20 protein-coding genes are annotated in these 20,379 nt (G+C 62.5%); 11 read left to right on the top strand and 9 right to left on the bottom strand.

Features of this window, described 5'->3' with window-relative positions; all coding sequences use genetic code 11:
• Nucleotides 1-13 precede the first annotated feature (13 nt).
• Nucleotides 14-631, top strand: coding sequence for a YdeI/OmpD-associated family protein (locus QWZ03_RS06770; RefSeq protein WP_290332017.1), 618 nt, complete (start codon nt 14-16; stop codon nt 629-631).
• 154 nt (nt 632-785) lie between these two features.
• Nucleotides 786-1,454 carry a class I SAM-dependent methyltransferase gene (locus QWZ03_RS06765; protein WP_290332016.1) on the top strand — a complete coding sequence of 223 codons (669 nt, stop codon included), beginning with the start codon at nt 786-788 and terminating at the stop codon, nt 1,452-1,454.
• Nucleotides 1,455-1,655: 201 nt separating this feature from the next.
• Here QWZ03_RS06765 and QWZ03_RS06760 read toward each other — a convergent pair whose 3' ends face one another.
• Together QWZ03_RS06760 and QWZ03_RS06755 are read right to left on the bottom strand one after the other, a co-directional pair.
• Entirely contained in the window at nt 1,656-2,039 is a 384-nt protein-coding gene (locus QWZ03_RS06760) for a VOC family protein (protein ID WP_290332015.1), read from the bottom strand.
• Nucleotides 2,040-2,067: 28 nt separating this feature from the next.
• Nucleotides 2,068-2,439, bottom strand: coding sequence for a nuclear transport factor 2 family protein (locus tag QWZ03_RS06755; RefSeq protein ID WP_284197951.1), 372 nt, complete (start codon nt 2,437-2,439; stop codon nt 2,068-2,070).
• Between the two features lie 321 nt (nt 2,440-2,760).
• Between QWZ03_RS06755 and QWZ03_RS06750 the strand changes: the two genes are divergently transcribed.
• Complete coding sequence (locus tag QWZ03_RS06750; protein ID WP_290332014.1) at nt 2,761-3,630, top strand: DUF4394 domain-containing protein; 870 nt, start codon at nt 2,761-2,763, stop codon at nt 3,628-3,630.
• A 91-nt stretch (nt 3,631-3,721) separates the two neighbouring features.
• Here the strand turns inward: QWZ03_RS06750 and QWZ03_RS06745 are convergent, their stop codons facing one another.
• Nucleotides 3,722-4,657, bottom strand: a complete 936-nt coding sequence (locus QWZ03_RS06745; protein WP_290332012.1) for a LysR family transcriptional regulator — start codon at nt 4,655-4,657, stop codon at nt 3,722-3,724.
• Nucleotides 4,658-4,821: 164 nt separating this feature from the next.
• On the opposite strand from QWZ03_RS06745, the gene QWZ03_RS06740 reads away from it, so the two are divergent.
• Both QWZ03_RS06740 and QWZ03_RS06735 read left to right on the top strand, forming a co-directional pair.
• On the top strand, nt 4,822-5,313 hold the full coding sequence (locus QWZ03_RS06740) for a porin (protein WP_290332011.1): 492 nt from the start codon (nt 4,822-4,824) through the stop codon (nt 5,311-5,313).
• A gap of 222 nt (nt 5,314-5,535) precedes the next feature.
• Nucleotides 5,536-6,927 carry an RtcB family protein gene (locus QWZ03_RS06735; RefSeq protein WP_290332010.1) on the top strand — a complete coding sequence of 464 codons (1,392 nt, stop codon included), beginning with the start codon at nt 5,536-5,538 and terminating at the stop codon, nt 6,925-6,927.
• A 126-nt stretch (nt 6,928-7,053) separates the two neighbouring features.
• Here QWZ03_RS06735 and mmsB read toward each other — a convergent pair whose 3' ends face one another.
• On the bottom strand, nt 7,054-7,950 hold the full coding sequence (gene mmsB / locus QWZ03_RS06730; protein ID WP_290332009.1) for a 3-hydroxyisobutyrate dehydrogenase: 897 nt from the start codon (nt 7,948-7,950) through the stop codon (nt 7,054-7,056).
• A 16-nt stretch (nt 7,951-7,966) separates the two neighbouring features.
• A complete protein-coding gene (locus tag QWZ03_RS06725) occupies nt 7,967-9,463 on the bottom strand; it encodes a CoA-acylating methylmalonate-semialdehyde dehydrogenase (protein ID WP_290332008.1) in 1,497 nt (498 codons plus the stop codon).
• 447 nt (nt 9,464-9,910) lie between these two features.
• On the opposite strand from QWZ03_RS06725, the gene QWZ03_RS06720 reads away from it, so the two are divergent.
• Entirely contained in the window at nt 9,911-10,993 is a 1,083-nt protein-coding gene (locus tag QWZ03_RS06720) for a M35 family metalloendopeptidase (protein WP_290332007.1), read from the top strand.
• 156 nt (nt 10,994-11,149) lie between these two features.
• Nucleotides 11,150-11,578 carry a hypothetical protein gene (locus QWZ03_RS06715; protein WP_290332006.1) on the top strand — a complete coding sequence of 143 codons (429 nt, stop codon included), beginning with the start codon at nt 11,150-11,152 and terminating at the stop codon, nt 11,576-11,578.
• Between the two features lie 13 nt (nt 11,579-11,591).
• On the opposite strand, the gene QWZ03_RS06710 is transcribed toward QWZ03_RS06715, so the two are convergent.
• Complete coding sequence (locus tag QWZ03_RS06710; RefSeq protein WP_290332005.1) at nt 11,592-12,791, bottom strand: PA0049 C-terminal domain-containing protein; 1,200 nt, start codon at nt 12,789-12,791, stop codon at nt 11,592-11,594.
• A 150-nt stretch (nt 12,792-12,941) separates the two neighbouring features.
• Between QWZ03_RS06710 and QWZ03_RS06705 the strand changes: the two genes are divergently transcribed.
• The 3 genes from QWZ03_RS06705 (at nt 12,942) to QWZ03_RS06695 (ending at nt 16,450) form a co-directional block, all read left to right on the top strand.
• A complete protein-coding gene (locus QWZ03_RS06705; RefSeq protein WP_290332004.1) occupies nt 12,942-13,862 on the top strand; it encodes a hypothetical protein in 921 nt (306 codons plus the stop codon).
• A 106-nt stretch (nt 13,863-13,968) separates the two neighbouring features.
• Nucleotides 13,969-14,739 (top strand): histidinol-phosphatase, encoded by a 771-nt coding sequence (gene hisN / locus QWZ03_RS06700; RefSeq protein WP_290332003.1) that lies wholly within the window; start codon nt 13,969-13,971, stop codon nt 14,737-14,739.
• Nucleotides 14,740-14,866: 127 nt separating this feature from the next.
• Nucleotides 14,867-16,450, top strand: a complete 1,584-nt coding sequence (locus QWZ03_RS06695) for an ABC transporter substrate-binding protein (RefSeq protein ID WP_290332002.1) — start codon at nt 14,867-14,869, stop codon at nt 16,448-16,450.
• A 15-nt stretch (nt 16,451-16,465) separates the two neighbouring features.
• Here QWZ03_RS06695 and QWZ03_RS06690 read toward each other — a convergent pair whose 3' ends face one another.
• Together QWZ03_RS06690 and queF are read right to left on the bottom strand one after the other, a co-directional pair.
• Complete coding sequence (locus tag QWZ03_RS06690) at nt 16,466-17,296, bottom strand: HDOD domain-containing protein (RefSeq protein WP_290332001.1); 831 nt, start codon at nt 17,294-17,296, stop codon at nt 16,466-16,468.
• 75 nt (nt 17,297-17,371) lie between these two features.
• Nucleotides 17,372-18,199 carry an NADPH-dependent 7-cyano-7-deazaguanine reductase QueF gene (queF, locus tag QWZ03_RS06685; protein ID WP_290332000.1) on the bottom strand — a complete coding sequence of 276 codons (828 nt, stop codon included), beginning with the start codon at nt 18,197-18,199 and terminating at the stop codon, nt 17,372-17,374.
• A 188-nt stretch (nt 18,200-18,387) separates the two neighbouring features.
• Between queF and QWZ03_RS06680 the strand changes: the two genes are divergently transcribed.
• Nucleotides 18,388-18,567 carry a hypothetical protein gene (locus QWZ03_RS06680; protein WP_284197967.1) on the top strand — a complete coding sequence of 60 codons (180 nt, stop codon included), beginning with the start codon at nt 18,388-18,390 and terminating at the stop codon, nt 18,565-18,567.
• A gap of 28 nt (nt 18,568-18,595) precedes the next feature.
• Here QWZ03_RS06680 and ggt read toward each other — a convergent pair whose 3' ends face one another.
• Complete coding sequence (gene ggt / locus QWZ03_RS06675) at nt 18,596-20,293, bottom strand: gamma-glutamyltransferase (protein ID WP_290331998.1); 1,698 nt, start codon at nt 20,291-20,293, stop codon at nt 18,596-18,598.
• Between the last annotated feature and the right edge of the window lie 86 nt (nt 20,294-20,379).

Raw genomic sequence — 20,379 nt, 5'->3', positions numbered from 1 at the left:
TGAGTCCTTGCTCATGGAAATCGAAAACCTGCGCTACTTCCCAACCCCGGCTGATTTTCGCGACTGGTTGCGGCAGCACCACGCCACGGCGACGGTGCAATGGGTGGGGTTCTACAAGAAGGAATCTGGCCTACCCAGCATCAGTTGGCCGGAATCGGTGGATGAGGCGCTGTGCGTGGGCTGGATAGATGGGATACGCAAGCGTGTGGACGAGGCCAGCTATGCCATACGTTTTACGCCACGCAAACGCAGCAGTATCTGGAGCGCTGTCAATATCGGTCGCGTGGCGGTATTGCAGGCAGAGGGGCGCATGCAGGCAGCGGGCCTGGCAGCATTTGAGGCCAGGCAGGCTGAGAAATCTGTGGTGTATTCCTATGAGCGTGAGCATGCCAGCTTGACCGATGGCTACCTGCAGCAGCTGCAGGCCAATCCGGCGGCCTGGGCTTACTTCCAGCTGCAGGCGCCCTGGTACCAGCGTAGCGCCAGTTGGTGGGTAATCAGTGCCAAGCAGGAGCCCACCCGGCAGAGGCGTTTGCTGCAGCTGATAGCGGATTCTGCCGCCGGCCAGCCGTTGGCGCAGTTCGATCGCAGTACGCCAGCGGGACGGGGCAAGGCAAAGCAAGTACCATAGGGCCTTGCCCTGTTCAGCCCGCATAGCCCTTGCCGGAACAGACTCTGCGCTCGCTCGCGGCCATACTGTGTGCCATGAGCCCCGCGCAACGCATTCCGGTTGGCGTCGTGCCTGTTCGTCCAGAACATTCACGTACCGCCTTCAAGGAAGCACCATGCCTACCGCCCACCTGGGCTACCAGGTCAAGTTCGAATCCGTCTCCATCAATGGCACGCCCGACCTGGAGATACGCTCGCTGCTGGATCGCCAGCAATATGCCGACCCGCTGGGTGAGGCGGAGCGGGCTGGCATATCGCCGGCAAGCTGGCCCTTGTTCGGCATGGTCTGGCCATCGGCACGCATGCTGGCCGCCACAATGGCCCTGCGCGAGGTAGATGGCCGCCGCATACTGGAGCTGGGCTGTGGTTTGGCGCTGGCCAGCCTGGTATCGCATCGGCGAGGTGCTGATGTGATCGCCAGCGACGTGCACCCGCTGACCGAGACCTTTCTGCTGGAAAACCTGCGCCTGAATGCGCTGCCACCCATGGTCTACCGCACCGGCGATTGGTACGGCAGCGGTGCCAGCCTGGGCCAGTTCGATCTCATCATCGGCAGCGATGTGCTGTACGAGCGTGACCAGCCTGCCTGGCTATCGGCCTTTATCGACCGCCATTCCAATGACGGAGTGGAAGTCCTGATCGTGGACCCCAAGCGCGGCAACCATGGCCATTTCAACCGGTTGATGGCAGAGCGGGGCTATGACTGCAGTGACATCTCGATGGACGGTGCGCAGGCCTCTGGCGAGGCCTATCGCGGCCGCATGTTGCGCTATCTGCGGGCCTGAGAGCCTGTTCACGCTCATTTCGCCCCGGCGTTCCGGGCAGTGCCGGATAGCGGACAAGGTACAAGCCGCGCCGCGGTACGGGTACCGCAAGCGGCTTGTAACGCCGGCCGCTGCCGCGGCGGTCGCTACCGGCGATGCCCGGAACCCGAAGGGCCTGACCGGCGACGGGGTGAAATGATCGTGAACAGGCTCTAAGCCGGGTCAGCAGGAGCAGGGGGCGTTCAATACGGCCTCCAGTGCGTAGCCGTCCGGGTCCAGCACAAAGGCGGCATAGTAGTGGTCACCATAATCGGGGCGTAACCCTGGCTCGCCATTGTCCTGCCCACCCAGTTGCAACGCTGCGGTGTGAAAGGCCTGTATGGCTTCATGCGAGGACGCCGTCAGGGCCAGGTGAAAACCCGCGCCCGGCGGGTGGGTGGCGGCCCTTTGCTTGATGCAAAGCAGATCTTCGCCACCTGGCAGGCCATAGCCTATGGCATCGTCGTCCGACCAGACGCGGATATAGCCCAGGGTGGCCAGCGTGCCATCGTAGAAGATGGCCGAGCGTTCCAGTTCGCGGACGCCGAAGGAGATATGGTGCAGCATGGTCTGATCCTGTTTGCGGGAGATAAGGCTAGTAACGCTCGATGTGCGCGGTATGGCGGTAAGGTGGATCATAGGGTTCGGGCCAGTAGTCGAGGATGTGGGTGATGCGACCGTGCTGCAGGGTAAAGAAGCTGATGCCCTCGCAACTGGTGCCATCGACAAAGAAGGTGATGCGCGATACCGCCTGCTGCGCATTGCCGATCACACTGTCTACCCTGAGCTGCCAATCACCGGGGTAGGTGATGTTGAAGTCCAGATAGTGATCTCGCCCCCGGATGCGCTCGCGGGTCTGCGGCACCTCGTAGACCACGTTTTCATCGAGCAGTGCCGCAAACCCGGCCCAATCGCGCCTGTGCGCGGCTTGCCAGTACTGCTGCACGATCTGTTCGCTGCTTGCCATGCTTCCTCCTTGATCCGGTCATGCGGAGTACGTTCGTTCTCTGTGTATTGTGGAGAACGATCGTGCTCTGCGCAAGGGGTGTACCCGTAGCCGGACGACGCTATGGCCGTCGATGACACCTGAGCGGCGCGATAAGCTTGGCGCTGCCGATGCAATGGGCCATGCCGACCAATTGGTCATTGCCGGCGCCCACCCTGGCGCTTGTGCTCCGCCTGCGGGTGGCAGTGCGCTGGCAGTTTGTCCGCAACTGGCGAAGTACGGTGTGATTGTCTAACGTAAGGCTACTGCCGATCCGGCATTGGTCGATACAAAGGATAGACAATGAGCCGCCTTGTTCCGCTGTTTGCATGCAGCCTGCTTGCGGCCTGCGCGACCGCCCCGTCCCAGCAACCCAGATCGGAAACCGCCTGGGTGCTGACTGCCGGTGGCAAGTTGCTGCGCATGAATGCGGGTGTGCCGGGCAAGATAGAGCAGACACTATCCATCAGTGGCCTGACTGCCGGTGAACGGCTACTGGGCATCGATTTCCGTTCCGCCAATGAAAAGCTCTACGGCTTGACCAGCGGTGGCCGGCTCTATGTGATTGAACCAAGCAATGGTCAGGCAACAGCCGTGGCGCCGATGGGTGTCACGCTGCCGGTGGCAGGGGAGTGGGGCTTGGACTTCAACCCGGTGGTAGATAGGCTGCGCGTGGTCAACTACGACGGGGTGAATTTGCGTCTGCATCCCGATACTGGCGCACAGCTTGATGGTGACGCTAGCGCTGAGGGTGTGCAGCAGGATGCACAGCTGGCCTATGTTGACGGCGACCCATCCATGGGGCAGAAGCCAGCGATCGCGGGGGCAGCCTACACCTACAGCAAGGTCAGTAAAACCGGCACCACCAACTTTGCCATCGACGCAGCGGCGGCCACGCTGGTGACCCAAGGTACGCGCGAGGGGGTGCAACCAGCGGTCGGCCCCAATAGCGGCAAGCTGTACACCGTGGGCAAGCTCGGTGCACAGCCCGAAGGGGGCGTGGGCTTTGATATCAGTTGGAAGGATAACGCTGCCTTTGCCGCGTTCCGCACTGCCGGCAGCAGGGCGCCCAGTCTGTATCTGGTAGACCTCAATACCGGCGCAGCGCGGCTGATAGGCGAGATCGCCAGCAGCGAGCCGGTGATCGGCCTGGCGATTGCGCCTAGCTGGTAGGTGCTGCCTGCAATCTCGCTTGTATCGCTACGCAGCCTGGTGAGGGAAGTATTTCTCTTTAGTTATCCGCTGTGACATGGCCTTGCTGCCCTCAAGCGGGGTGCGCGGCGGCCAGCCATGGGTCTTGCCCGGCTGAGCCGGCAAACTCGGCAAAGCGGGCCAGGATGAAGTCGGCGGCCCCTCTGACCTTGGCAGATAAGAATCGGCGGCTGGGGAAAACCAGGCAAAGATCCAGCCGGCCGGCACGCCACGCTGGCAACACCCGCACCAGCTCGCCCAGGCGCAGCGATTCGCTGGCTACATAGGAGGGCAGGATGGCGATCCCCATGCCGGCCACCGCGCTGGCACGCAGCACATCCTGGGTGTTGCACGATAGGGCGGGGGTGGGCCAGCGTACGTTCAGGGTTTCTTCCGTGCCACGGTAAAGCCGGCTATCCAGCCAGTTGCCGCTGGCCAGCAGTTGCTGTCCTTCAAGGTCTGCTGGTGTGTCGAGTGGAGGGTGCTGGGCCAGATAGCCTGGTGCTGCGCACAGTATCAGGTCGGAGTAGGCCAGGCGTCTTGCCACCAGGCTGCTGGCCAGGCCTTGCTGCTCGAACAGCAGGGCCAGGTCGAATCCTTCTTCCACCATGTCCACCGGCCGGGCGCCGAGTACCAGATCAATGCGCACCTCCGGAAAAGCCGCCCGATAGGCCGGCAGCACCGGCACGATATGGTGCTGGGCAAAGCTGAGTGGTGCATAGGCACGCAATACCCCACGCGCTTCAGTCTGCCGGGCGGTCAGCATGGCGTCGGCTTCGTTTACCGCCTCCAGGATATCTTGGCAACGCGCCAGGTAGGCCTGGCCTGCCTCGGTGAGTGAGAGTTTGCGGGTGGTGCGTTGCATCAAGCGGGCGCCCAGCTCGGTTTCCAGTTCCGAAATAATCAGGGAGATGGAAGCCTTGGACAGCCCCATGGCCTCGGCGGCGCGCACAAAGCTGCCAGTCTCGGCAACGCGGACAAAGGTCTGCATGGCACGAAAGCGATCCATGGCAAAAGTTCCTTCGAATTGTTCAGGTTTATTAAACTATGAATTGAAATATCGCTTATTTATCGCCGTGTGGTCAAACGGCAGAATGCAAACCGTGGCAAGAACGACAAGGCCACCGCCGGCCGGAAGCCGGCTTACTTTGCAAACTCTGAAGGAGTAGGACCATGAAGACCATGACCAAACAGACCATCGCCCTGAGCGCCTTGATCGCCGGCCTGAGCGCTGTGCCGGCCATGGCCGACGCCAATGGCGTGTACGTATTCGGCCAAGCCACCCATGCCCGTGAAACCCACGCTAACAAACAGGTCGCCAACGGTCTTGGTGCTGGTGTCGGTTATCGGCTCAGCGACAACTTTGCGGTCGAGGGCGGCTACACCGGCCTGAACGAACGTACCGGCATGGCTGATCAGACTGCCAATGTCCGCGCCGTCGGCATCCTGCCGGTGAATGAGCAGATAGAAGTCAACGGCAAGCTCGGTTATGCCCGCACCGGCGATACCCTGGGCAACGCTGCCAAGGATGGCCTGACCTACGGGGTGGGCGCCAGCTACAAGCTGGACAAGAACTGGGCAGTACGCGCCGACTACGATCGCCTGAAGGCCGGCGGTGAACAGCGTATCAATGCTTACTCGGCTGGCGTGCAGTACCAGTTCTAGGCATTACAGCAGCCGGAGCGGCAGCGCAAACCGCTCCGGTGTCTTCCTCGCATGATTGATCTCCCTGACTGCGGCGCCCCTGGTGGGCGCTCTTTTTTTGGGCTGCTTTACTGGCTAGCGGCGATATTGCTAGACTGCGCATCCCTTCAAGTTTGCTGCTGCAGAAGGACATGCCCCCACGCAATTGGCCGTGGGGCATTGCCATGTCTCTGGAAAGCAGCAATGTCTACCTTACTTCGTTTACAAAAAGCCCTGGCGCGCCAGGGTGTGATGGTGCAGTTCGACCGGGGTGTTTACCAGCTCGCCCGTGCCGACAGCGCCGCCACTGTTTTACTCCCCGCCAGTTTTCCGCTGGAAGAAAAGGCCGTTCGGCAACTGCTGGATTTCGCTGCAGTACGCTCGGCAGATGGCCACCATACGGTTTGCAAGGCCTGCGCCACGCCGGATTTTCACCCCGGCTCCATAGCGCCCGTTGGTTCTGTGGTGGCAACAGGGCCGGATTTCGTGATTCCGGCCAGCATAGGCACGGACATCAACTGTGGCATGCGATTGATTACCACCGGGCTGGATGAAGCGGGCTTTGCCCAGCATCGCGATGTATTACTGGCGAGGCTGACCCGGGTGCTGCTCGACAACGGCCGCGATGTGCCTTTGCGCAGCCAGGCTTTCCGTAACCTGTTTGATGTTGGCCCCTTGGGGTTGATAGACAGCTTGGGCAGGGAGGGCTTATGGGCCGGTGTCGATACTGCTAGGCTGGCCGCAGAATTGGCGGGCTGCATAGGCCTTGCGGACTTTGCTGGCAATAGTCGCTATGCGCCTGATGCCATGGTGGGTAGTCGGGAGCTGCTGCGCGACCCCTGTCTGGGCACGCCAGGCGCAGGTAACCACTTTGTGGAGTTCCAGCGGGTGGATGCCGTGCTGGATCGGCATGCCGCCTACCGGGCTGGCCTCAAGCAAGGGGAGGTGGTGCTGATGATACATAGCGGCTCGCGTGACCTGGGTTTCTATGTGGGGCAGCGCTGGATGGATAAGGCACGCGATGCCTGGCCGCAAGGGGTGAAGCACCCTGCGAGCGGCCTGTATGGCCTGGCGGGCACGCTGGCGGCGGAATACCTGGTAGCCATGGGTACGGCCGCCCGCTATGCCTGGTTGAATCGGGTGGTGCTGGCCGAGCTGGTCCGCAAGGAACTGGCCGAGGTGACTGGTACAATGGCATCACGCCTGGTGGTGGATGTACCCCATAACGTGGTGCTGCAGGAGCAGGGCTTCAATATTCACCGTAAGGGGGCGACGCCGGCACGCAGTGGCGACCTGGCACTGATACCCGGCTCGATGGGCGATGCGTCTTATCTGGTAAGAGGCCTGGGCAATGCAGACTGGCTGTGGTCTTGCAGCCATGGTGCGGGACGTCAGCTGAGACGGCAGGAGGTGCGCCGCATGCGTCAGGCTCAGGCGGACGGTAGCTGGCATTGTGTGACGCTGCGGGAAGAGCGGCGGATTGAAGAAGCGCCGCACGCCTATAAGCCCATAGGCCCGGTTCTGACTGCGCAGGAAGAGGCTGGCCTGCTGGCCCCGGTGGCCAGGTTGTTGCCGCTGGTGACCTTCAAGGCTTGATGGCGTCTCTGGCTGGCTCGCAGTTGATCGCCCTTGGGAACCGCTACTGCCGGACGTAGCCCCGGGGGCAAGCGGAGGGGGCCGCCTGATGACGGTACCCTCCTCTTGGCCTGGCGGTGCGTGTGCTCAGCTGCGCTTGAGCAATTGCTGGATGCTGGAGAAATCCTGCCCGCCATGGCCCAGGCTGCTATGTAGGGCATAGAGCTGGCGCGACAGGCTGCCCAGCGGCGTGCTGGACTTGCTGGCCAGGGCAGCCTCCATGGCGAGGCCCAGATCCTTGAGCATCAGGTCCACGCCAAAGCCGCCTTCGTAGCCACGGCTGGCGGGCGTGTTCTCCATCACCCCTGGCCAGGGGTTGTATTTTTCCAGGCTCCAGTTGCCGCCGGAGCTGACGCGCATGATATCGCTCAGTACCTTGGGGTCCAGGCCGTTGGCCACGCCGAGATTGAGCGCTTCGGCCGTGCCTATCATGTGGATGGCCAGCAGCATGTTGTTGGCGATCTTGGCCACCTGGCCCGCACCTGCACTACCGGCATGGAACAGGTTCTTGCCCATGGCTTCCAGCAAGGGGCGGGCGCGCTCCAGGTTGGCGGCCTCGCCACCGATGATGAAGGTGAGGGTGCCGGCAGTGGCGCCGGCTGTGCCACCCGACACTGGGGCGTCGAGCATGGCCACGCCACGGGTCTTGGCTGCGGCATGGACCGCACGCGCTACCTCGGGCGAGATGGTGGAGCACTCCAGCACCAGGGCGCCCGGCTTGACGGCGTGTATCAGTCGGCCTTCACCCAGGTAAAGGGCCTCTACATGCTGGCTGGCGGGCAGCATGGTAATGACGACGTCGGCCTCTGTGACGGCGTGCAGGGCATTGGGGGCGGCCTTCGCCCCCAGTGCCACGGCGGCCTCGACGGCAGCTGGTACCAGGTCGAACGCGGTGAGCGTGTGGCCGGCCTTGAGCAGGTTGGCAGCCATGGGGCCACCCATGTGGCCCAGGCCGATAAAGGCGATATGGCAAGCGTTGGTCATCGGGTTTCCTTGGCGATCAGCGCAGCGAGATGGTGGTGTTGACGGGGCCGGCGGTCGCTTCGTCGTCGAACCAGCGGGCGGTCACGGTCTTGGTCTGGGTGTAGAAGCGGATCACTTCCTTACCATAGGGGCCGAGATCACCGAGCTTGGAGCCGCGCGAGCCGGTAAAGCTGAAGAAGGGAACCGGCACCGGGATAGGCACGTTGATACCCACCTGGCCGACGTCGATGTCGTGCTGGAAGCGGCGTGCGGCAGCGCCGCTCTGGGTAAACAGGGCCGTACCATTGCCATAGGGGTTGGCATTGACGAAGGAAATGGCCTCGTCGAGCGTGTCCACTTCGACGATGCACAGCACCGGGCCAAAAATCTCCTGCTCATACACCTGCATGCCGGCCTTGACGCCCGAAAAGATGGTGGGGCCGACGAAGTTGCCATCGGGGTAGCCCGCTACGGTCGGGTTGCGGCCATCCAGCTCCAGTTTGGCGCCTTCCTCGACGCCTTGGCCTATCAGTTTCTCTACCCGTGCCAGGGCCTGCCGGTTGATCAGGGGGCCGAGGTCGGCGCCGGCTTCGTGGCCGGCACTGACCTTGAGCGTTTGCGCACGGGCCACGATCTCGGGTATCCAGTCGCGCGCCTTGCCCACCAGCACCGCCACCGAGATGGCCATGCAGCGTTGGCCTGCTGCACCAAAGGCGGCGCCCACCAGGGCATTGAGGGTTTGCTCCTTGTTGGCGTCGGGCAGGAAAACCGCATGATTCTTGGCGCCCAGCATGGCCTGTACCCGTTTGCCGTGCTCGCTGCCCCGGCGGTAGACATGGGTGCCAACCCCTACCGAGCCGACAAAGGAGATGGCCTTGATATCAGGGTGGTCACACAGGGCGTTGACCGCATCGACGCCGCCATGCACCACATTGAGCACCCCTTTGGGCAAGCCGGCCTGTTGTGCTAGCTGCGCCAGCAGCATGGGGGTCATGGGGTCCTGTTCGCTGGGCTTGAGCACAAAGGTATTGCCGGTCACGCAGGCCATGGGAAACATCCACAGCGGAATCATGGCGGGGAAGTTGAATGGCGTGATGCCGGCACAGACGCCCAGCGGCTGGCGGATGGCATAGGTATCGACGCCACCGGCGACGTTCTCGGCGAATTCACCCATCTGCAGGCTGCCGACCGAGCAGGCGTGTTCCACCACTTCCAGGCCACGGAATACATCGCCCTTGGCATCGGCCAGGGTCTTGCCTTGCTCACGGGTCAGGGTGGCGGCCAGTGTATCCATGTGCTCGCGTATCAAGGCCTGCAGGCGCAGGAACACACGAGCCCGCTCGGCAATCGGCGTGGCGCGCCAGGCCGGGAAGGCTGCCTTGGCGGCGGCTACCGCCTGGGCGACTTCATCACTGCCGCACATGGGCACGCGGGCCAAGACCTCCTGGGTGGCTGGGTTACGTACCTCTTGCCACTGGCTGGCGCTCGATTCGGTGAATTCGCCGTTGATCAGCAGTTTTACATTCTCGGTCATGTCTCGCTCCTTGTTTTGGATGGTTGCAGCCTTGCCTGGGTATGGTGGATGCGCGGGAACCGGGCTTGCGCGAAGCACCTTGCAGGGTGTGCTGCATTGCTGGCTAGCTTTGTAACTTCACATTGACGTAAACGTCAATCAGTCGTGATGCATTTTTCTGTCGCTTGCCACTCCGCTAGCTTGGACTGGACGGCCGCCTGCGGGTTGCGGTCTGCTGCACATCTCGGCACCTGGCCTGACCAATGGCGTGCTTGCCGGGTGGCTGTGTCATTTGATCCACTGGACAAACGTACAAGTTGTATGTGGGTTTTCCCTAGTCTAACCATATTGGAGCCCCGAAATAAAAAAGCAGCACAGGGGCAGGAGCGGCTGCCACAAGCAGCCAACATAACAAGGTGAGAACTAGGAGCAACTATGCAACACCGCTGGATTGTTTCAATGGCCGTCATGTCTGCACTCGCAGCGCCGGTACTGGTTCAGGCGCAGGATCTGCGCGTCAGCGTCGCCTCCACCCGCGTGTCCGCCATGGCCACGCAGGATGTGGAAGTCGATGTACGCTACACCAATGAGAGCCGTCAGCCCGTTTACCTGTACAAGTGGTATGTGGCAGGCAACGGCCTACAGGACCCGATGTTCGAAGTCAGCCGTGATGGCAAGCCGGTCGAGTATCTCGGCCCGCTGGTCAAGCGCCGTGCCCCCACTGCAGCCGACCTGATCACGGTTCGCCCCGGCCAGACCATCAGCAGCCGCGTCAAGCTTTCCTCCGTCTACGATATGTCGCAAAGCGGCAGCTACAGCATCCGCTTTGCTGCCGATAGCGAGCGTATGCTCAAGCGTCCGCTGAAGGGCATCAACGAGACCGCCGCGGCTGCAGGTATCGAGGCAGCAGTCGAGTCGGAGATGCTGCGCTCGAATGATGTGGCACTGTGGGTAGAGGGCCGCAGCAGCCCCTTGCTGAGGCAGGCCGAGGAAGGCCGCAAGCTGTCGGCCCTGCTTGATCGCATCACTGCGTCCAGCGTGTCCTATGCCAGCAACTGTTCGGCTACTCGTCAGTCGCAGATCAATAGCGGTGTGTCGGCAGCCATCTCCTACGCCAATGCCTCGGTCAGCTACCTGAACGGGACACCGTCGGGCACCTCCCGCTATGTCACCTGGTTCGGCAAGTATTCCAGCACCAACTGGAACACGGCCAAGTCGCACTTCGTGAAGATCAAGGATGCGCTGGATACCAAGCCCCTGGTGTTTGACTGCTCCTGTACCGAGAGCGGCACCTTCGCCTACGTCTATCCAACCCAGCCGTACAAGATCTACCTGTGCGGTGCCTATTGGGCGGCTGCCAACACCGGTACCGACTCGCGTGGCGGCACCATTGTGCATGAGCTGTCGCACTTCAATGTCGTAGCCGGCACCGATGACCATGCCTATGGCCAGACGGCCGCCAAGAGCCTGGCCAAGAAGAGCCCGACCAAGGCACTGGATAACGCCGACAGCCACGAGTACTTCACCGAAAACACGCCTTACCTGCCATAAGGTGACGATGGGGCAGGTGGCTTGCTCCCCTGGCCAGCTGCTCCCTCTTCTCCTGTCTGGCATCGAGCCGACATGAAGATACCCCTGTTGATCCGGCCGCTTTGCGCGGCCGGTTTTTTCCTTCTGATTCCTCTGGCGCAGGCGGCGTCCGTACCCATGCTCGAGTGCAAACTGCTGGCGCCACCCAACGCCAAGCTGGGGCAGCCGGTGATGCTGGGCTTCAGCCTGCATAACCGCAGCCCGCAGGATGTCTGGGTGCTGGCCTGGAACACCCCGCTGGAAGGCCTGAAAGGCCGCTTCCTGACCGTGCGCGGGCCCGCTGGCGAGCTTGCATACCAAGGGCCCATGTTTAAGCGGGGTACGCCACAGCCGGTGGACTATCGCAAGCTCATCGCCGGCCAGACCCTGAAGGTCGAGGTGGATCTGGGGTTGGTCTACGACCTGGGCAAGCCTGGGCCCTACACGGTGCGCTACACCGGCCAACTGCACGATGTGGTGCTGGGCGCTGTCCCGGCACCGGGCGGTAACCTGCATGCGCAGCCGCTGCACTGCCCCGGCGTGGCGTTCAAGTTGCTGCCGGCCTGAGCGTCTCCGGCCGCTACAGTGTTTTGATGGCGGCTTTCAGCATCTCCAGCACCTGCTTGGTGATGTCGGCGGTCTTGGCGGGCTCGAAAGCCTGGATGGAGGGTGTATGGATATGACCAACCGGCAATTGCGTCAGCCCCAGTTGGTTGCGTAGCCGTACCGAGCGATAGGAGATCTCATTGCTCAGGTAGCCGCCGCCGCCCCCTTCAACTGCCGTCTTGCCATGGAGGGCGGCAAGGCCGCCGGCGGCCATGCGGGTATCTGGCATCACCCGCACCCAGCGATTGTCCTGCACCTTGTAGGGGCCGTTGGCGGTCTGCATGGCGGCCACCGGCAGGGAGAACTCGACGAACTCCGGCCCTACCAGCGGCAGGCCGTGCAGCAAGGGTATGACAGGTGCCGTACGGCTGCCGCCACTGAGGGCCGCCAGGTTATCGGTAGCCTTGGCCGAGCGGCGCAGGCCGGGGTAACGCTCCAGATCGAACTGTTCGCGCCCCATGCTGACGGTGACCACCATGTCCACCTGGGGCTCTACCCATGCTGGCAGCTTGCCCGCCGCCGCTTGCCAGGTGGCTAGGGCGCGTGGACCGGCCATCCAGGGGGTGAGGAAGTCTTCCACCATGCCGGCATCGAAATCGGCATAGCGCACCGGAAAGACGGCGACTTCCACCCGTGCGCGCTCACCGTTGACGACGATTTCCTCGCCATCCAGCAGCAAGGCGGTCACGCCGGAGGGATTGCTCTGGTCCAGATTGCGTTCCAGTGCAAAGGGATCAAAACCCGTCAGCAGGATGCGCTTGATCTTGCGGTCTGGGTCGTAGCGGATTTCATCCATGCCACGGCTGGATTGCTCCAGCGCGGCGATGGCGGTCGTCCGGTCCGCTTCAAACAGGGGGAAGGCGGGTTTGTTGTCCCGGATGATGCTGGTCAGCGCCAGCCTGGCCCAATAAAGCGGCCTGTCATCAAAATCGCCTTGTTCATGCAGCCTGGCCTTGGCGCCAAGCCAGAGCTTGCGGCCATATTCGCGGGCAACACGGGTGGCTTCGAGTGCATCGCGGCTGTTGGCCCAGTCATGAGCAAAGTCCCGGGTCAGGCCAGCAAAGGCGGTATTGAGCGCAGGCAGGCGGGTAGCAACCTGCTGTAGCCGGGCTTCCTCTACGGTCTGGGCCTGTGCAAAGGTCAGGCAGGCAAGCAGCAACAAGGCAGGGCGCATGGGGGAATCCGTTGGGGGGATGAAGCAAAATTTTCGCCGATTAAGGCTGCTGCTTGCAATTCGGCCAATGGCTGTTGATGCTGTACAGACAAAAAACGGCACATCCCCACCTTGGGTGAGGATGAGGCCCTAACCGAGGAGGAGCAAACCATGGCGGGTAGCCGCACCTATCGTCCCCTGGCACAGGTAAGAGCCGTGGGTGGCCCCTACGTCGATCAAGTCGTGGCAGATTTTCGGGCCTTGCCGGTCGAGGCTGCTCAGCTACCCCGTTATGGCGAAGCCGCAGCCCTGGCTAATAACAGCGATACGCTGGACTGGCAGCAACTGTTTACGCTGGAGTTGTGGGTGGTGCAACTGATGCCGCTCTACCAGTTGGAACAACGCGCCGGCATTCTGGGCCAGCTGTTTCACCAGACTGCCGCAGCTTTGCCCGATCCGACACGCGCGGACTACGAGCCGCGCTTGCGGGCATGGGCGCTCAATCTCCAATCGGAACGGCAATGGGCTTTCCGCAAGAACCTGCTGCGCGAGCAGGAGGCTTGGCGGCTGCGCCGCAGGCTGGCCGCTACCCTGTGGGCGGTGACCGCAATCGCGGTGCTAGTGAGCTGGAGTGGCATGCTGTTCGGCTGGCAGGGGCTGGCACTGCTGAGCATGGTGGCCTGGCTGGGTATCGGCGGCGGCTATGCCAGCATTGCACGGCGCGCGCAATCGCCAGGCCCCTCGCAAGGCGGCGATGCCAGCCAGGGCACCGCCCTGGGTAATCTCTGTGCGCTGGACGTAGGGCAGGACAGTGTGGTGCAAGGCATGCTGCTGGCGGGCTTGTTTGCCCTGGTGGGCTACAGCCTGCTTGCCAGCGGCCTGTTTACCCAGTTGTTCAGCCCGGCACTCAATGCCAGCCTGATCCCCCAGTTCAAGTCGGCCGACTGGCCCAGCATCCCTTTGCCTACAGGTGGCCATGAACTGGCCAAGCTGGCGGTATGGAGCTTTCTGTTCGGGTTTGCCGAGCGATTGGTACCTGATGTGCTGGACCGTCTGACAGGCAAGCTCAAGCCATCCAAGCCGGGAAAATAACGCTGGCACAGGCTCAAATAGCCTGCGACAAGTCGGCGACGAGGTGAAAAGATATCGAACAGGCTCTAAGATGGCTGCCTCCTTTGTTTACGCACCAGGAAAGCCCATGAGTCATCCCGCCGATTTCCTGCCGCTGGCCCAACGCCTGGCCGATGCTGCCCGTGCGGTCATTCTGCCGTACTACCGCACCCGCCTGGCGGTAGACGACAAGCTCGATGCCAGCCCGGTGACCTTGGCTGATCGTGGCGCAGAGCAGGCCATGCGTGCCTTGCTGGCCGAGCATGCGCCGGAACACGGCATCATCGGCGAGGAGTTCGGGCGTGAGCGGGATGGAGCCGAATGGGTATGGGTGCTGGACCCGGTTGACGGCACCAAGAGCTTTATCGTGGGCCGGCCGACCTTCTGCACCCTGATTGGTTTGCTCCACCATGGCAAGCCGGTGCTGGGCATTATCGATCAGCCGGTGTTGAACGAGCGTTGGGTGGGGGTGGCGGGCCTGCCTACCACCCTCAATGGCAGCGTGGTGCAGACCTCGGATGTCACGGATCTGGCAGCTACCCGGCTGGGCTCGACCGGACCGCAATATCTGCAGGCCGCCGCAGGCGAGCGCTTTGCCGATCTGCAGGCGCGTTGCCGCTTTACGGTATGGGGCGGCGATGCCTACCTGTACGCCCTGCTGGCCTGCGGTGGTTATGACCTAGTGGTGGAGAGCGGCCTCAAACTGCATGACTTTGCCGCCCTGGTGCCCGTGGTGCAGGGTGCAGGTGGCACGATGACAGACTGGCTGGGCGGCGAGCTGAACAAGGACTCCGACGGCAGCGTACTGGTGGCGGCAACCGCCGCCTTGCATGAGCAGGCGCTGGCCTATCTGCGTTGAGTGGTAGCTGCCAGCAGTGACTGGTCAGCGGCTCTGGAGTCGCTGCGGATCAGAGCACATACAGAGATCAATACAGGGCCGGCACGGCATGCGCCGCATGGCCGGCCTTGAAGGGATGGTTCAGTTGATGTTGTTTCGTTCGCGCCTTGGCTTGGCCCTGCTTTGCAGTAGCCTGGCAGTAAACCTCCTGGCGGCCCAGCCGTTGGTGTTCTGTGCCGATGCCGACCCCGACGGATTTGACTCGGCCTTGTCGGATACCGCCGCAACCCACCGCGCTGCCGCCTACCCCTTGTATAACCGCTTGGTGGGTTATGCACCGGCTAGTGGTGCGCTGGTGCCGGAGCTGGCGGAAAAGTGGAACATGTCGGCCGATGGCCGTAGCTGGACCTTCAAGCTGCGCCGTGGCGTGAAGTTCCACACCACCGCGGGCTTTAAGCCCAGCCGCGATTTCAATGCCGACGATGTGTTGTGGAGCGTACGCCGGCAGGTCGTGACCAGCCACCCGGGCGCCGCCACGGCACCAGGCGGATTCCCGGCCGCGCTGTCTGGCGATTGGGGGGCGTTGATACGGGCCAGCGAGAAGATCGACGCCTACACGGTGCGCTTTGTGCTGGCCAAGCCCTATGCGCCTTTCCCGGCGCTGATGGCATCCTGGCCGATGTCCATTGTCTCGGCCGAGTACGGCAATCGCCTGGCGCTGGCGGGGCAACTGGCCAGGCTCAGCAGCGAGCCGGTGGGTACCGGGCCCTATCAGTTGCTCAAGTACGAGAAGGGTGCCGTCATACGCTATGTCGCTCACCCGGCGTATTTCAGGGGCCGGCCTGCCATGGACAAGCTGATTTTCAGCATCAACCCCGATGCCTCGGTGCGCATGCAGAAGCTCCGCGCCGGCGAGTGCCACCTGAGCGAGAGCCTGCGCCCGCAGGATGTGGCTGCGCTGAGCGATACGCCTAAGGTAAGGGTGGTGCATTATCAACCGCAGATCACTTCGTTTCTGGCGTTCAATAGCCAGAAGAAACCGTTCAATGATGTGCGGGTGCGGCAGGCACTCAGTCTGGCGATAGACCGCGCGGCCATCGTGCAGGCCGTGTATGAAGGGCGCGCCGCTACGGGCATGCTGCCCTACGCCCCAGACACCCTATGGGGCGCACCGAGCCAGCCGCCGATAGCGCCCAGGCTGGAGCAGGCCCGCAAGCTGCTGGCCGAGGCGGGCTACCCCCATGGCTTTGAAACCAGTATCTGGGCCCGGGTGGGTGGTGGGGCTTCCAATGTCAATCCGCGCCTGACCGCCGAACTGGTGCAGGCCGACTGGGCCAAGCTGGGCGTCAAGACCCGGTTGGTGGCCATGGAGGCGGCTGAGCTTGGGCGGCGTGGCCGCCTGGGTGAGCACGCCATCGTGATATCAGGCTGGATGAATAGCCTGGACCCTGATGAGCTGTATGGCAATCTATTGACCTGCGATGCGGCTCAGACCAGTACTGCGCGCTGGTGTGACAAGCAGTTCGATAGCCTGATCGATGCCGCCCGGGCCACGCCGCAGCAGGCCAAGCGTGCCAAGCTGTACGAGGCGGCGGCACAGCACTTCCTGACGGCAGTTCCCTGGGCCGTACTGGCCTACCCCAAGGCGGCACTGGCACATGATGCCAGGTTGAAAGGCGTTATGCCCTCGCCAGCCGCACCCTTCAGTTTCGAGCGCTTGCGCTGGCCGTGATGCCGGTGCTGTGGGCTACTTGAGGGCGTCGGTCGCGACCTCGGTCAGTTCACTCATCAAGCTGATGTCAAAGCCCAGTTCAGCCAAGATGGCCGCCTGGATATGCGGCCAGTGTGGGTCGGCATCGCGGCGCAGGCGGCTGAACAGCAGGTATTCGGCCAGGCGCGCCAGTGTAATCAGGCGGGCCGATTCCGGTTCCAGCAGCTCGTCATCGCCGAGCTGGTCGAAATCATGGTGATGCAGGATGGCCTCATTCATCGCCGAGGGCATGAACCAGGAACGCGCCAGCAGATAACCCACCACCACATGTGAGGTCGAGCGGCTGTCCATCTCGATGCGGATAAAGTTGGCCGGGTCTTCCATCGCCCGTGCCAGGGTGGCGATATAGGCAGGAAAGCGCTGGGTCAGCACCGGAATGCCGCAATCGCGGAACAGGCAGAACAAGTAGGCCTGCTCCGGCTTGATCAGATTCCAGCGGCGCGCCAGATGGCTGGCAATGGCGGCAATCTGGGTGGCGTCATCCCAGAATGCACGCAGGATGGGGGCCAGCGGGATGGCATTCTTGAGGGTAACGCTGGTCACCACCATGTCCAGGTTGTCTGCTCCCAGGACCATGACCGCATCCTGCAGGTTGTTGAGCTGGCGGCTGGCAAAAGCGGGCGAGTTGGCGATCTTGAGCACTGCAGCGGCGAGGCTGAGATCGCGGCCGATCAAATCGCTCATGTCGGCCAGGTCGGCCCCTGCTGCCTTGGCCCGGCGGAACTCGGCCAGGCTTTGCGGTAGCGGTGGCAGCGTCAGGCTTTTCAGCAGTTGTGCGGCTTCGGCATCGGATAGGGCTTGAGGCATGGGGGATTCCTGGGCAATAGGGCGGTCGGCACTACCCAGTTTAGACCGCCACGGCAATCCCGCAGCCACAACGCGCTACTGCCGCGCCGTGCGCAGATTGGCTGGGGCTGCCTGGGTATAGCTGGTACGGAAGGGATTGATGTCCAGACCGCCACGGCGGGTGTAGCGGGCGTAGACCGACAAGGCCTCGGGCCGGCATTCCCGGCTGATATCCATGAAGATGCGTTCCACGCATTGCTCATGGAACTCATTGTGCTGCCGGAACGAAATCAGATACTGCAACAGGCTGCCGCGTTCTATGGCCATGCCCCGATAGCGTATCTGCACGCTGGCCCAGTCGGGTTGGCCAGTCACCAGGCAGTTGGATTTAAGCAGGTTAGATACCAGGGTCTCTTCCACGATGCCCTCGCCGGTCTCCATGGTGCGGAGCAAGCCCGGTTGCGGCGTGTAGTGGTCTACCTCGATATCGAGGTTATCGATGCAATAGCCATCCAGTTCCGCCATACGCTCCCGGCCGAAGGCCTCTGGCAGGACGATGCGTACATTCACATTGCCGCCGGCAGCCTGCGATAGATCGGCCTGCAGCCGAGTCCTCAGCGCATCCACGCCATCAAGCCGGGTCTGGTTGTAGCTGTTGAGATAGAGCTTGAAGCTTTTGGATTCAATGATGTTGGGCGTGTCCGCCGGCACCATGAAGCTGGCCAGGGCGACTTGCGGCTTGCCGCGCGGGTTAAGCCAGGAGAGCTCGTAAGCATTCCAGAAGTCGCTGCCAAAGAAGGGTAGGGTGCTCGGTACGCCGATCTCGTCGCGCTTGGCCTGGCGGGGTATGGGGAAGAGCAGGCTGGGGTCGTATTGCTCGACATAGGCACTGGTGCGGCCCAGCGGGGAGAGTTCGGGGTGCATGAATGGGTTTCCGGTTTTGCTAGGAGGGGCGCGTCCTGGCTCTGGCCTTACATCGTCTGCCTCTGAGGTGATAAGCCAGGCTATTCACCATTTTACCTCGACTACCGGCGCAGCCGGGCTATGCCGCCGCCCAAGGTATCGATTAATATATATAGACGATAGTTTTTATACCTTTATGTAGTTACACCATGCCCAGCCCTTTTGTACTCGCTCTTTTTGCGCTCGCATTGATCCTGTCTGTCTTGCTGGCATACCGCCTCTACACCAGGCTGGGTAACAGCGCCAGCCGTACCCGTTTGTCCGAGGCCGAAATGAATCGCGCCGCGCGCGAGACCGTGCAGCGCTTTCTGCGTGAGCGTGGCGAGTAAGAGCCTGTTCAAAGGCAGCCTGCCCGACTCAGTATCCGGCGGCCTGGCCATCCTTGCGCGATTCGCTGGCGCCTGCCCAGGCCCCATTAGGTAGCCGCATGATGGCTTGATAGCCACCATAGCCGCCCAAGTCGTAGCCCAGCTTGTGCCGCTTCTGCAGCAACTGCTGGATGGTGCTGTAGGGAAACCCAGTCTCCAGGCTGACTGCGCCGCCATCGGTCATGCTGCCGCCGGTGGGTTGCTGCGGCGTGTCCCAATAGATACGCGGTGCGTCGCCTGCTTCCTGCAGGTTCATGCCAAAGTCGATCAGGTTCATGACGATCTGGGTATGGCCTTGCGGCTGCATATCACCCCCCATCAGGCCAAAGCTGACCCAGGGTTGGCCATCCTTGCTGATAAAGGCCGGGATGATGGTGTGGAAGGGCCGCTTGCCGGGGGCATAGACATTGGCATGGCCAGGATCCAGCGCGAACAGCTGGCCACGGTCCTGCAGGATGAAGCCCAGGTCTTCTGGCGCCATGCCGCTGCCCATGCCACGGTAGTTGCTTTGTATCAAGGACACCATATTGCCCTGCGCATCAGCGGTGGTCAGGTAGATGGTGTCGCTGGTCTTGAGTGCGATATTGCCTGCCTCAACCTTTTGCAGGCTGCGCTCTTCAGTGATCAGCTTGCGCCGTTCTGCCGCGTATTGTTTGGATAGCAGCTGCTCAAGCGGTGTCCGGACGAAATCGGGATCGGCGTAGAAGCGGGCACGGTCGGCAAAGGCCAGCTTGGTGGCTTCGACAAACCAATGCACATGGCGGGTGCTGCCAAAACCGGCTGCTTTGAGGTCGTAACCTTCCAGGATGTTGAGGGCCTGCAGGGCGGCGATACCCTGTGTGTTGGGCGGGAGCTCCCATACATCATAGCCACGGTAGTTGACCGATACCGGCTCCACCCATTCACCCTTGTGGCTGGCGAGATCGTCATAGCTGAGATAGCCGCCATTGCGCGCCATATAGGCGGCAATCTTGCGGGCGATCTCGCCCTTGTAGAACGCATCGCGACCTTGCTTGCCCAGCATCTCGTAGGTTCGGGCCAGGTTGGGGTTGGTCCACAGCTGGCCTTTCTGCGGGCCTGTGCCATCACGGGTGAACTGCTCGCGTATGCCGGGGTAGGGTAGCAGGGAACGGACATTGCGCTGCCAGTAGTAGCTGATGACATCGCTGACCGGGAAGCCCTCGCGGGCATAGCGCACGCTGGGTGCCAGGATATCGCGCATGGGAAGCTGGCCGAACCGGGCGTGCAGGCTGAACCAGCCGTCCACCGTGCCCGGTACGCTGACCGGCAGGGGGCCCAAGGGCGGAATGGTCTTGAGCCCCTGCTTGTCCAGCTCGGCCTTGAGCTGGGCCAGCGTCAGGGAGCGGGGCGAGCGGCCGCTGGCATTCAGGCCGTAGAGCTTGCGGGTCTTGCTGTCCCACACCAGCGCGAACAAATCGCCACCGATGCCGGCGCCTACTGGCTCCATCAGTCCCAGCGCGGCATTGGCGGCAATGGCGGCGTCGATGGCGTTGCCGCCCTGCTTCATCACGTCCAGCGCAATCTGGGTAGCCAGTGGCTGGCTGGTGGCGGCCATGGCCTTGGGTGCGATGACCTCCGAGCGCGTCGCAAAGGGGGCATCGGTAATCCGGTCTGCCGCACAGACATGACCGAGCAGGGCGATGGCAAGCAGGGTGGGGCGTAGCATGGACAACTCCAGCAGGTTGATGCTGGAGTGTAGAATCAGTTACTTATATATACCAGCGGCCTGCATCGCCCCTGGATTGGCTTGTG

Origin of the sequence: Chitinimonas viridis (assembly GCF_030409555.1) — a bacterium.
In the GTDB taxonomy this organism is placed as follows: domain Bacteria; phylum Pseudomonadota; class Gammaproteobacteria; order Burkholderiales; family Chitinimonadaceae; genus Chitinimonas; species Chitinimonas viridis.
The sequence above is the reverse complement of the archived record's forward strand: the minus strand, read 5'-3'. Positions and strand labels throughout refer to the sequence as shown.